Here is an 11591-nt window from a genome sequence, read left to right as displayed (position 1 = left end):
TGCGGACAAGATTGCATGCTTGTCGCATAGACAATAAAAAAGCTGCCTGGGGCAGCTTTTTTAAGAAATTCAAAGAGGCGAGCCTGATCTGCGGCACTTGCGGTGAACAGCTTTGGCTGCTTCGTTCCCGACCTGACCAGGTTAACCGTGCCACAATGCGCAGGGGCCCGCCCGGGCGCAATTATAGGCTATAAACCTAGCTGCTGCCAAATACCATCCACGCGTGCCTTCACATCGTCGCTCATGGTGATGGTCGTACCCCACTCACGGCTGGTTTCACCCGGCCATTTATTGGTGGCGTCGATGCCCATCTTGCTGCCCAGGCCACTGACCGGCGAAGCAAAGTCCAGGTAATCGATAGGCGTGTTGTCGACCAGGGTGGTGTCGCGGGTCGGGTCGACGCGCGTCGTGATCGCCCAGATCACTTCCTTCCAGTCGCGGATGTTCACATCCTCGTCCACCACGATAATGAACTTGGTATACATGAACTGGCGCAGGAAGCTCCACACGCCGAACATCACGCGCTTGGCATGGCCCGCATACTGTTTGCGGATCTGCACCACTGCCATGCGGTAGCTGCAGCCTTCCGGCGGCAGGTAAAAGTCGGTGATCTCGCTGAACTGCTTTTGCAGCAGCGGCACGAACACTTCATTCAGAGCCACGCCCAGCACGGCCGGTTCGTCCGGCGGCTTGCCCGTATAAGTAGAGTGGTAGATCGGGTCGCGCCGCATGGTGATGCGGTCAATGGTGAAGACCGGGAACCAGTCCTGCTCATTGTAATAGCCGGTGTGGTCGCCGTAGGGGCCTTCCAGTCCATGTTCGTAGCCGGACGAATGGTTTTCATCCGGGTAGATATGCCCTTCCAGCACGATCTCCGCCGAAGCCGGCACGCGCAACTCGCTGCCGATGGCTTTAACAAGTTCGGTGCGGCTGCCGCGCAGCAGGCCGGCGAATTGGTATTCCGACAGGCTGTCCGGCACCGGCGTCACAGCGCCGAGGATGGTGGCCGGGTCCGCGCCCAAAGCGACACAGACAGGATAAGGCTGTCCAGGATTCTTGATGCAGTGCTCGCGGAAATCCAGCGCGCCGCCGCGATGCGCCAGCCAGCGCATGATGACCTTATTAGGACCGAGCACCTGCTGGCGGTAGATGCCCAGGTTCTGCCGCTTCTTATTAGGGCCTTTAGTAATGACAAGGCCCCATGTAATAAGAGGCGCCACGTCGCCCGGCCAGCAGTGCTGGATCGGCAAGCGTCCCAGGTCCACGTCGTTACCTTCCCAGACGATCTCCTGGCAAGGCGCGCCACGCATCTCTTTCGGAGACATATCCCATACTGCCTTGACCAGCGAACCAAGGCCCATCAAGTCTTTGAAGCCCTTTGGCGGCTCGGGCTCCTTCAACTGCGCCAGCACGTGGCCGATCTTGCGCAGTTCGCCGACGTCATCGGCGCCCATACCCAACGCCACGCGGCGCGGAGTGCCGAACAGGTTGCCCAGCACCGGCATGTCGAAACCGGTCGGTTTTTCGAAAAGAATGGCGGGGCCGCCGGCGCGCAAAGTGCGATCGCAGACCTCCGTCATCTCCAGGTGTGGTGAAACAGGCAAGCTTGTGCGCTTAAGTTCGCCCATTGCTTGCAGTTGAGAAATAAAATCTCGGAGATCGCGATATTTCATACTTTTTTACGATTTTTTTGCTTCGAACGAGGCGTATGAGTACTTTTGGTCAAGTCGTTGATTTTATTGGTTTTTGCCAATGTGTTCACGTAAAAGTCATACTCAAAAGTAATAAAGAATGCCCGTGTTAGTATTGACTAGATATAATACGCCTCCTACAATTTGACCTACCTGATGAGGACATGGCTTCTATGCCAACTAAGTTGTCACTCATTACATTCACGGAGTATCCGGGCTCCACAGACATTTTAAGGAGTGTTTTTCCTGAGGCGTCTGCCTCGTCCCCGGAAAAAGTTGTGTTGCAACTGGCTCTACAGAATCGCCAGCTTTAGCAAACAATGATGGCGTCCAGTCCCGTGCGACCTGTGCGGCGGTGGACGAAGATAACACTGATGTAACGACTATGGCACGTCGAATTGACCGCGAATTTCACGCGGCGGGGACGCGTTTTGACTCTTACATTTCAGGGGAGTTCTGAATGAACAATCGATTCAATGGGTTGCTGGATAGCACCCGCCTATGGGCTCGCCAGCCCGCTGCGTGGATTGCCACGCAAAGCGTATCGGCACGTGGTCTGATGACCGCCGCTCAGTCCATGCTGAGCATCTTCGGTATTGCAGCATTGGTAATGGCTTGCGCCATGGTTGCCCGTCCTGAACTGGCTGCCGACCTGGCCCACGCCCTGCGCGGTGAGCCGCCGGCGCCGATGCAAATCGTCGTAGCTCCGCCGCTGTCCGAGCTGATGGAAGCGCCTGCAGCGCTGCCGGTTGGCCTGGCAGCAGCTGCCGAAGTCCAGCTGACGGCCGAGGAAAAGGCCCTGGTGGGCTCCAAAAAGCAGCAGGACGCGGTCACTAACTGGCTGTCCAAACGTTACCGCGTGGCTGGCGATGCGACCAATCTGCTGGTTTCCACTGCCTACCTGACCGCTCGCGAGACCAAAATGGACCCGCTGCTGATCCTGGCCGTCATGGCGATTGAATCGGGCCTGAACCCGTTCGCCGAAAGCCCAATGGGCGCGCAGGGCCTGATGCAGGTGATGTCCAAAGTGCACACCGAGAAATTCCAGGACATGGGCGGCGTGCAGGCCGCGCTGAACCCGGTGGCCAATATCCGCGTTGGCGCCCTGATCCTGAAGGATTATGTGGCTAAGGGCGGCTCGGTTGAAGCAGGCCTGAAATCCTACGTCGGCGCAGGCGCCTTCGATTCCGATGACGGCTACGGCTCGCGCGTGATGGCGGAATACTCCCGCCTGAAGCAAGTCTCCGCTGGCAAGAAAGTGCCTTACATCACCCCGCCGCAACTTGCCACCGCCCCTGCCCCAGTGAAGCCAAAGGATGGCGCGACCACGGTTGCGCAAGCTGACAAGCAAATCAGCGCAGACCAGCTGGCCGGCCTGTAAGCCCTCCAGCCGCACATCTGAGCCACCTCCGGGTGGCTTTTTCTTTTCCCAAAACAAATGTCCACCTTGGGGGTAGGAAAAAAAAGGGGAAGTCCCGGGGGGAATGTTCACCTTTTTTCCTGACCCCCAAGGGGAACAAGTGCCAGACACCCCTTTGGTGTAGAAAACAAAAGGTACCCTTCTGGTGGAAAGTTCCCCTTTTGGTTCCTGACCCCAAGGTGGACAAATTGCCGCACATCAACAAAAAGCCACCCGAAGGTGGCTTTCTTTATGCATCAGAAGCTTAGCGCTTCTTGTCGGCGGCGACTTCGTCGGCGCGCAGTTGGGCGGCCAGCTTGTCGAGGACGCCATTCACGTATTTGTGGCCGTCGATACCGCCGAAGGACTTGGTCAGCTCCACCGCTTCATTGATCACGACGCGGTATGGAATCTCGATGTGGTTCTTCAGCTCGTACGCGCCGATCAGCAGCACGGCGTGCTCGATCGGGGACAACTCATTAATGCCGCGATCAACCAGCGGCGTGAACACTTCACGCAGCTCGACCGATTGCTTGATGGTGCCGCGCAGCAGGTCGGCAAAGTACTCGCCGTCTGCCTTGTCGAAACCATGAGCGCCGCGGATGTTGTTGACGACCTTGGTCGCCTCTTCATTGTTCAGCAGCCACTGGTACAGGCCCTGCAGCGCGAACTCGCGCGCGCGGTGGCGCGGGGTGCGGTTCTTGCTCGGGTTGGCGTGCGTCATATTGTCAGTCATATTATTACCTTCTTGTTGAATTACTCGTCGTCGCCCTGATCCTGGTTCAGTTCTTCCAGGGCGATCGACAGGTTGGCCATTTCGACGGCACAGCGGGCGGCTTCGGCGCCTTTGACGGCCATGCGGACTTCCGCCTGTTCGTCGTTTTCAGTAGTCAGGATGGCGTTGGCGATTGGGATGCTGTAGTCCAGGCCCACGCGGGTCACGCCCGCGCCGGATTCATTGGACACCAGCTCGAAGTGGTAGGTCTCGCCGCGAATCACCGCGCCCAGTGCGATCAGTGCGTCGAACTGGTTGGACTCGGCCATCTTTTGCAGTACCAGCGGGATTTCCAGCGCGCCCGGCACGGTCACGTGCAGGATGTCTTCGTCTTCCACGCCCAGGTTCTTCAGCTCTTGCAGGCAAGCCGACAGCAGGCCGTGGCAAACGTCTTCATTGAAGCGGGCTTGCACAACACCGATGCGCAGGTTTTCGCCGGACAGGTTGGTTTCGTAGGTTGCTACGGTCATGGTGTACCTCTTTCTAAGGATATTGGATTATGCCGCGTCTGTTAATCAGGCGGCAGGTTTGGCCATGTAGCCGGTGACTTCAAGGTTAAAGCCGGTCATCGAAGGCATCTTGCGCGGGCTTGCCAGCAGCTGCATCTTGCGTACGCCGACGTCGCGCAGGATTTGGGCGCCGATGCCGTAGCTGCGCAGGTCCATGCTGGCGGCGCGACCGGTTGGACGCAGATTCTTATCCAGCGCTTCCAGCTGGCCGAACAGCTGTTCCGCGGTTTCGCCGCAGTTCAGCAGCACCATCACGCCCTGCTCCGCCTCCTTGATCGCCTTCATCGAGGACGACACGTTCCAGGAGTGGGTGGTGGCTTCGGTTTCCAACAAATCGAGGATGGAGACCGGCTGGTGAACGCGCACCAGCGATTCCTTGCTTGGCTCCATCGAGCCGTGCACCAGGGCCAGGTGGGCCGAGCCGCTTGGCTTGTCGCGGAAGGCGATCATGCGGAAGTCGCCGTGCGCGGTGCGCAGTGGACGCTCAGCGATGCGCTCGACCATGCATTCGTTCTGGCTGCGGTAGTGAATCAGGTCGGCGATGGTGCCGATCTTCAGGCCGTGCTCCTGGGCGAACTCCAGCAGCTCCGGCAGGCGCGCCATGGTGCCGTCGTCCTTGATGATTTCGCAGATCACGGAGGCTGGCATCAGGCCGGCCATCGCGGTCAGGTCGCAGCCGGCTTCGGTGTGGCCGGCGCGCATCAGCACGCCGCCTGGCACGGCGCGCAGCGGGAAGATGTGGCCCGGCTGCACGATATCGGTCGGCTTGGCGCCCTTGGCCACGGCTACCTGGATGGTCTTGGCGCGGTCGGCGGCCGAAATACCGGTGGTGACGCCTTCGGCTGCTTCGATCGACACGGTGAAGTTGGTGCCGAAGGAGGTGCCGTTCTTGGCGGTCATCATGGTCAGGTCGAGCTGGTTGCAGTGCTCTTCCGTCAGGGTCAGGCAAACCAGGCCGCGCGCATGTTTGATCATGAAGTTGATCGCTTCCGGCGTGACGTGCTCGGCGGCCAGCACCAGGTCGCCTTCGTTTTCGCGGTCTTCTTCGTCGACCAGGATCACCATGCGACCGGCGCGCAGTTCGGCGACGATTTCTTCGGTGCTGGAAATGGACATATTTTTTCCTTTGATGTGAGGCACAGAGCGTTTCTTTGTTAACCCGCTATTTTAAAGGATTTGGAGCATTCCCGCCCCCTTGAGCGCCGCCTTTAGGCTAATTGGCCTAGACTGGTTTTCTTAACAACCCTGAAGGAGGCAGCAATGAAGACCAATGGTTCGGCCGTCTGGAGCGGCGGCATCAAGGATGGGCGCGGGGCGATCAGCACCGCGAGCGGCGCGTTGCAGGCTGCCCCTTACGGATTTTCCAGCCGATTCGAGGGCAAACCGGGCACCAATCCGGAAGAATTGATCGGGGCAGCCCATGCCGGCTGCTTCACCATGGCTTTGTCGCTGATCCTGGGCGAGGCGGGCTTTACGGCCGAGAAAATGGAAACCAAGGCTGAGGTGACGCTGGATAAGGTAGGCGATGGGTTTGCCATCACCGCTATCCATCTCGACCTGCAGGCCAAGATTCCCGGCGCGGATAAGGCCAAATTCGAAGAACTTGCCAATAAGGCAAAAGTTGGCTGTCCGGTGTCCAAAGTCCTGAATACCAACATCACGCTCACCGCAACCCTGCTGTAAGCCCACCTCCTGGGGCGCCGCGCGCGCCCCAAAAATTTCCCTTGAAGTTTTTAATTGCGATCACTATTATTAAGTCATTCGATGACGACCGTCATTAATAAACCCTTCAAAGGAAAACACCATGAACCTCAAAGATTCCGTCGTATTCATCACTGGCGCCAACCGTGGCCTGGGCCTGCAACTGGCGAAAGCCGCCCTGGCAGCCGGCGCGAAAAAAGTCTACGGCGCCGCCCGCGATCCCAAATCGGTCACCCTGCCTGGCGTTACCCCGGTCCAGCTGGACGTGACGAATCACGACGAAATCGCTGCCGTCACCCGTGAATACAAAGATGTGAATGTATTAATCAACAACGCCGGTATCGTGCGCGCCGGCGGCATCCTGGCCGACAACGCCCTGGAGCAGGCCCGCGCCGAGCTCGAAACAAACCTGATCGGCCCAATGTTGCTCAGCAAAGGCTTTGCGCCAGCGCTGCAAGCCAACGGCGGCGGCGCCATTGTCAACATCCTGTCCGTGCTGGCCTGGTACAGCCAAGGACCGACCAATACCTACAGCATGTCGAAGTCCGCCGCCTGGGCGCTGACCAACGGCCTGCGCATCGAACTCGCCCCGCAAGGCACGCTCGTGGTTGGCGCCCACATGGGCTATATGGAAACCGACATGACCGCCGGCTACGAAGTACCGAAGATCAAACCGGAAGAAGTAGCCGCGCAAATCTTCGCGGCACTGGCGGAAGGTAAAGAAGAAGTGCTGGCGGACGACCTCACCCGCCAGGTAAAACTGGGCATCAACGCGGAACTGCCAGCCTACATCGCAGCAGCCCGCCCTGCCGCCTGATCAGGACTTCAGCGACAGCATGCGCTCCACGTAGCGGGCGATCAGGTCGATTTCGAGGTTGACCTTGGAGTCCGCTTTCAGGTGCTTCAGGGTCGTGACCTGGATGGTGTGCGGGATCAGGTTGATCGAGAACGCGCAGCCGTCGGCGCTGTCTTCGACGCGGTTGACGGTCAGGGACACGCCATTCACCACCACGGAGCCTTTGTAGGCAAGGTATTTCGCCAGGTCGCGCGGGGCTTCGATCACCAGTTCGTACGATTCGCCGACCGGTTCGAACTTACGCACCACACCCAAGCCATCGACGTGGCCGGAAACCAGGTGGCCGCCCAGGCGCTCGGCCAGGGTCAGGGCTTTTTCCAGGTTCACTTCCGTGGTGGTGTCCAGGCCGACGGTCTTGTTCAGGCTTTCGCGCGAGACGTCGACGGTGAAGCCAGTGGCGGTTTTCTCGACCACGGTCATGCAGGCGCCGTTCAGCGCGATCGAGTCGCCCAGGCCGACGTCGGCCATCGGCAGGCCGCCAGCGTCCACGTCCAGGCGCACGCCTGCGAAAGCGCCGCCTTCCAGCGGGGTTACGGAGTTGATTTTGCCGACTGCGGCGACGATTCCAGTAAACATAATGATCTTTAGTGTTGATTGAACCTGGCTAGGATACGCAAATCGGCGCCGACTTGCTTAACCTCGTGAAATTTCAGATTGTGCTTGCCGCTGAGCTCAGTCAGCGCCGGCAGGGCGAACATGCCTTGCGCGTCGCCCAGCAGGGTTGGCGCGAGATACACCAGCAGCTCATCCACGCAGCCTTCACGGATCATCGAGCCATTCAACTTGCCGCCTGCTTCCACGTGCAACTCGTTGATCTGGCGGCGCCCAAGCTCGCGCATCAGCTCAGGCAAATCAACTTTGCCGTGGACATTGGGCAGTACGATGATTTCGGCGCCCTTGTCGCGCAGGACTGCTTCCTTTTCCGGATGATGGGCTGCTGCGATGATCCAGCTGCCGCCGCCTTCCAGCACGCGCGCTTGCGGGCTGATTTCCAGTTTGCTGTCGACTACGATGCGGCGCGGCTGGCGCGGGGTTTCGACGGCCCGCACATTGAGCTGCGGGTCGTCGGCCTTGACGGTGCCGATGCCGGTCAGGATGGCACAGGCACGGGCGCGCCAGGCGTGGCCGTCGGCGCGGGCTTCCGGGCCAGTGATCCACTGGCTTTGGCCATTGTGCAGGGCGGTCATGCCATCCAGGCTGGCGGCGGTCTTCATGCGCACCCACGGCAGACCGCGGCGCATGCGGTTGAAGAAGCCGATATTCATTTCATAGGCTTGCTCAGCCAGCAGGCCGCTGGCGACTTCGATGCCGGCGGCGGACAGGCGCGCCATACCGTTGCCGGCGACCAGCGGGTTCGGGTCTTCCATGGCCGCGACCACGCGGCCCAAGCCTTCACGCACCAGGGCGTCGGCGCAAGGCGGCGTCCGGCCATGGTGGCTGCATGGCTCCAGCGTGACGTAGGCGGTGGCGCCGCGCACGTCGTGGCCGCGGCGCTTGGCGTCTTTCAGGGCCTGGATCTCAGCGTGGTCCTGGCCGGCGGCTTGCGTCACGCCTTCGCCGATCACTACCCCGTCGCGCACTATCACACAGCCGATACGCGGGTTCGGGGAGGTGGTGAACAAGCCTTTTTCCGCCCATTGCAGGGCGAGCTGCATGCCTTCGAGGTCGCTGTTGATGTTCATATGCTCGCGCACGTTGTCGGTTCCAGGACCGGGTCGCATAGCCGCGCCCTGCCCTGCATATTGATCTTGATATTGCGCTGCGCGCCGGCCAGTTCAAGGGTGATGGTGCCAAAGTTGGCGGCATTCGGGTGGGCGGCGCGGCAGCTGCGTCCTGCTGCATTATATGCGACGTAAAAAGGAGCGGTGGCATCGGTGAAACCGGCCTTGATAACCAGGTTTCCTGAAGGTGGCCGGTGGCGGGCCAGTATCTGTTCACCCGGGTCAGTCTGCCGGTTGGCGTTGGTGTCGATGACGATCAGCCAGCCTTGCTGCCATTCGCCGTTCTGAGCCAGCAGCGTGACAACGCGCCGGCGAGCAATGGCCTGGGCGCGTGTGTCGTTGATTGCCGCCAGCAGGTCAGCGGATGCGGCGCGCAGCTGGCGGCCAGCCAGCATATTGCTCAATTCCGGCAGCGCGGAGGCGAACAGGATGGACACGATGGCGAGGACGATCATCAACTCCAGCAGCGTGAATGCAGCCCTGCCCGGCGCGGCTGGATTTAGCGCCAGCAGTCGCGGGCGGGGCCGGTGGCGAGGTGGAGGCCGCTGCTGGTGAGGATGAGGCGTTCGCATTTGGGATCCCTGAAACTCGCGTCGACATTGGACGTGCCGGGCGTGGCGATCAGCTGGATGCAGTCGCGGATTTGCTGGCCGTCGCAGGCTTTGCCTTCGACTTCGTAGGCGCTGGAATGGGCGGCGCGGCCGGACCACCAGCGGAATTCACTTTCGTTCAACGCTGAAAACGCGGCGTAGCTATTGAAGCGGGTGAAATGGCGTTCTTGCTGCTGCATCAGTTCTTGCAGCGTGGCTTGCGCTTCACTGCGGCGCATGCGGACAACGGCTTCGTGCCATGCAGGCGCTGCCAGCATCACAAGGATCGAGACGATCACCACCGCGATGACAACGCCAATCAAGGTGCTTCCCTTGGCACGGGACTTCATGGCTCGCCCCCGCCGGCCGCTGCGTCATGCAGCGATTGCCAATCCATGACTTCGCGCCAGCTGTGGCGATGCACGGGCGCTGGAGGAGTGTAAGTGGCCTGCAGCACCGTTTCGGCGCCAGGGCGCGGGCCGAAACCGATCACGGTCACGCGGTAATAGTGGGCGGGAGGTTCGCCGGCCGGCGTGTAGGCAATGCGCTCCACCAGGTAGCGCGGACGGCGGAAGGACATCGTGGCCTCCCCGGTCTGCATTGCGGCGCCAGTAAGTGCACCGTATTCGGTGCCGCCGTTGCCGGCCAGGTCGACGACCTGCCAGGCCTGTGCTGGCGCCTCGACTGGCTGGCCAAGACCGGCGTTGATATCGCGTTCTGCATCCATCAGGGCATCCTCCGCGGCTTGGAAGGCGATCAGACGGTCTCGTTCTACGCGGGCGGCCTTCTCGCCCAGCATGGCCATTTGTGCTGCCGACGCGCCGATGGTCAATGCGGCCATCAGTAGCAACATCGTTACGGGGAGCGTGATGCCGCGCTGCTTGCGGTGCATGGCGGACTCCTCACGGGTTGCGCAGCGCCACAGTTGCGGCGAACAGGCGGCGGGCGCGGTGCCGCATTGCTGGTGGCAGGCTTGCTTCGTCGAGGCGCGCGCTTGGGTCGGCGCCGGGCAGCAAGTCGTAACTGCCTAATCGGCTGCCGATGCGTGAGCCGCGTTCGCCGTGCAGCAGCAAGCCAATGCGAACGCTAGTGACGCGGCGCCAGTTGGGGTGCTCAGCCTGTTCTGGCGCGGGTAGCGCGGCGTCGCGGGCATTGATGGCGCTTGCGGTGAGGTAGCGGTTGGGGATGTTGTCGCGCGGCGTGTCAGTGTCGACGCCGTAGGCGACCTGGAAGGCGTCCACGCCGCGTATCACAGCATCATCGCCCCAGCCGTGCCGGCCTTTGTATTTGCAGCGCAGTTCGGCGACGCCGTCGCTCGCTCGGGCGACGTAGAAAATACTCCAGGCCCACTCGCCTGGGGTGGCGGGAAAACCGGCGCAATTCAGCATCGCACCGGCGCTTCCCATAGCGCCCGGCGCGTAGCGGATGGCGATGGCATCACTGCCGTTAATAGCCGGCAGCGCGCCGCCCAGCCCATTTGAATTGCTTGCCACGCTGGCGGCATCGCGGCCCTCGACGGCAAGCGGGGGCAAATGCGTGCCGGCAGCGCCGGGGGCGCCGGGCTCGCCGCGGTAGCCGGCCTGGCGCAGCGTCTGCCCAATGATCGCCAGCGCGAAGCGTCCGCTGTCGTCAATTCGGGTATTGGCGCCGTTGTGCAGGAAGTCGCCATTGGAGGCGTGCAGCAACGAGGCAGCTGCCAGGACGACCAGCAGGCTGGGCGCCATGGCGATGAGGACTTCTGTGACCGCCAGGCCGGTCTGGCGCGCGTTCATGGCCCGCCTCCCGGGACGTACAGCGCGACCGGCAGCGCGACGCTGGGTCCGGCTTTAGCGGCCATGCGGGAGCCCGCGCCGCTGCGCCAGCCGATTTTGATCACGATCGGCGCGCTTGCCTCGCCGGAACAGGCCCATTGCAGGCCTCCGCCGGAAGCAGCGGAAGAATCGCGGCATGTCAGCGCGCGGGCGGAAGGCAGGGAGGATTGAAGCTGCTGGCGGAATACCGCCAACTCGTGCTGAGCGAGCGCGTTGGGATCGCATGTCGCGCCGGAACAGTCGGTGGCGGCGGGCGCGGCTTCGGCGGCGGCGTCAAACTCAAAACCTAGATAAGCGGAGGACTGCGCTGCATTAGCGCGGATGCGGTCAGCTAGTGCGGCGGCATCCTGCAGGGCTTCGGTCAGCAGGGCCGATTCCTGCCGCGTACGCATGGCGTGTGCCTGCATCGCCAGCGCGCCAACCAGACCAACGGCCAGCAACAGCACGGCAACCAGCACTTCCACCATCGTGAATCCCGCAACCGGACGACGCATGGCGCAGCCCTCCCCTGCTGATCACATTAGCCAGCAGAGGACTC

14 protein-coding genes and 1 other RNA gene are annotated in these 11591 nt (G+C 61.5%); 3 read left to right on the top strand and 12 right to left on the bottom strand.

The window, feature by feature from the left end:
• Nucleotides 1–73 precede the first annotated feature (73 nt).
• An RNA gene (gene ffs / locus AC1RTP_RS18540) (signal recognition particle sRNA small type) lies at nt 74–172 on the bottom strand.
• Between the two features lie 16 nt (nt 173–188).
• Complete coding sequence (gene ubiD / locus AC1RTP_RS18535; RefSeq protein WP_498609317.1) at nt 189–1673, bottom strand: 4-hydroxy-3-polyprenylbenzoate decarboxylase; 1485 nt, start codon at nt 1671–1673, stop codon at nt 189–191.
• A gap of 478 nt (nt 1674–2151) precedes the next feature.
• Here ubiD and AC1RTP_RS18530 point away from each other — a divergent pair, with 478 nt between their 5' ends.
• Entirely contained in the window at nt 2152–3072 is a 921-nt protein-coding gene (locus AC1RTP_RS18530; RefSeq protein WP_498609315.1) for a transglycosylase SLT domain-containing protein, read from the top strand.
• Nucleotides 3073–3355: 283 nt separating this feature from the next.
• On the opposite strand, the gene nusB is transcribed toward AC1RTP_RS18530, so the two are convergent.
• The 3 genes from nusB to ribBA are packed head-to-tail and all read right to left on the bottom strand — an operon-like array spanning nt 3356 to nt 5490.
• Complete coding sequence (gene nusB / locus AC1RTP_RS18525) at nt 3356–3826, bottom strand: transcription antitermination factor NusB (protein ID WP_498609313.1); 471 nt, start codon at nt 3824–3826, stop codon at nt 3356–3358.
• Nucleotides 3827–3846: 20 nt separating this feature from the next.
• Nucleotides 3847–4335, bottom strand: coding sequence for a 6,7-dimethyl-8-ribityllumazine synthase (ribH, locus tag AC1RTP_RS18520; protein WP_498609312.1), 489 nt, complete (start codon nt 4333–4335; stop codon nt 3847–3849).
• A gap of 45 nt (nt 4336–4380) precedes the next feature.
• Nucleotides 4381–5490 (bottom strand): bifunctional 3,4-dihydroxy-2-butanone-4-phosphate synthase/GTP cyclohydrolase II, encoded by a 1110-nt coding sequence (gene ribBA / locus AC1RTP_RS18515; RefSeq protein WP_498609311.1) that lies wholly within the window; start codon nt 5488–5490, stop codon nt 4381–4383.
• 144 nt (nt 5491–5634) lie between these two features.
• On the opposite strand from ribBA, the gene AC1RTP_RS18510 reads away from it, so the two are divergent.
• Both AC1RTP_RS18510 and AC1RTP_RS18505 read left to right on the top strand, forming a co-directional pair.
• Complete coding sequence (locus AC1RTP_RS18510; protein ID WP_498609309.1) at nt 5635–6057, top strand: OsmC family protein; 423 nt, start codon at nt 5635–5637, stop codon at nt 6055–6057.
• Between the two features lie 121 nt (nt 6058–6178).
• Nucleotides 6179–6892, top strand: coding sequence for an SDR family oxidoreductase (locus tag AC1RTP_RS18505; protein ID WP_498609307.1), 714 nt, complete (start codon nt 6179–6181; stop codon nt 6890–6892).
• On the opposite strand, the gene AC1RTP_RS18500 is transcribed toward AC1RTP_RS18505, so the two are convergent.
• Genes AC1RTP_RS18500 through pilV form a run of 7 tightly spaced genes read right to left on the bottom strand, consistent with a single transcriptional unit; the run spans nt 6893 to nt 11547 of the window.
• Nucleotides 6893–7507, bottom strand: coding sequence for a riboflavin synthase (locus tag AC1RTP_RS18500; protein WP_498609305.1), 615 nt, complete (start codon nt 7505–7507; stop codon nt 6893–6895). It lies immediately after the preceding gene.
• Between the two features lie 8 nt (nt 7508–7515).
• Nucleotides 7516–8613 carry a bifunctional diaminohydroxyphosphoribosylaminopyrimidine deaminase/5-amino-6-(5-phosphoribosylamino)uracil reductase RibD gene (ribD, locus tag AC1RTP_RS18495; RefSeq protein ID WP_498609544.1) on the bottom strand — a complete coding sequence of 366 codons (1098 nt, stop codon included), beginning with the start codon at nt 8611–8613 and terminating at the stop codon, nt 7516–7518.
• Nucleotides 8610–9224, bottom strand: a complete 615-nt coding sequence (locus AC1RTP_RS18490) for a GspH/FimT family pseudopilin (protein ID WP_498609303.1) — start codon at nt 9222–9224, stop codon at nt 8610–8612. The genes ribD and AC1RTP_RS18490 overlap by 4 nt, the downstream gene beginning before the upstream one ends.
• On the bottom strand, nt 9152–9592 hold the full coding sequence (locus AC1RTP_RS18485; RefSeq protein WP_498609301.1) for a type IV pilin protein: 441 nt from the start codon (nt 9590–9592) through the stop codon (nt 9152–9154). The genes AC1RTP_RS18490 and AC1RTP_RS18485 overlap by 73 nt, the downstream gene beginning before the upstream one ends.
• The gene (locus tag AC1RTP_RS18480; RefSeq protein ID WP_498609300.1) at nt 9589–10134 is read right to left on the bottom strand and encodes a pilus assembly PilX family protein; all 546 of its coding nucleotides are present in this window, start codon (nt 10132–10134) and stop codon (nt 9589–9591) included. The genes AC1RTP_RS18485 and AC1RTP_RS18480 overlap by 4 nt, the downstream gene beginning before the upstream one ends.
• Nucleotides 10135–10144: 10 nt before the next feature.
• Nucleotides 10145–11014, bottom strand: a complete 870-nt coding sequence (locus tag AC1RTP_RS18475; protein WP_498609298.1) for a PilW family protein — start codon at nt 11012–11014, stop codon at nt 10145–10147.
• A complete protein-coding gene (gene pilV, locus AC1RTP_RS18470) occupies nt 11011–11547 on the bottom strand; it encodes a type IV pilus modification protein PilV (protein ID WP_498609297.1) in 537 nt (178 codons plus the stop codon). The genes AC1RTP_RS18475 and pilV overlap by 4 nt, the downstream gene beginning before the upstream one ends.
• Nucleotides 11548–11591 lie beyond the last annotated feature (44 nt).

The organism is Pseudoduganella sp. GW821-FHT11H04, from assembly GCF_058807935.1.
Note: the sequence above shows the minus strand (reverse complement) of the source record. Positions and strands in the feature narration are given on the sequence as shown.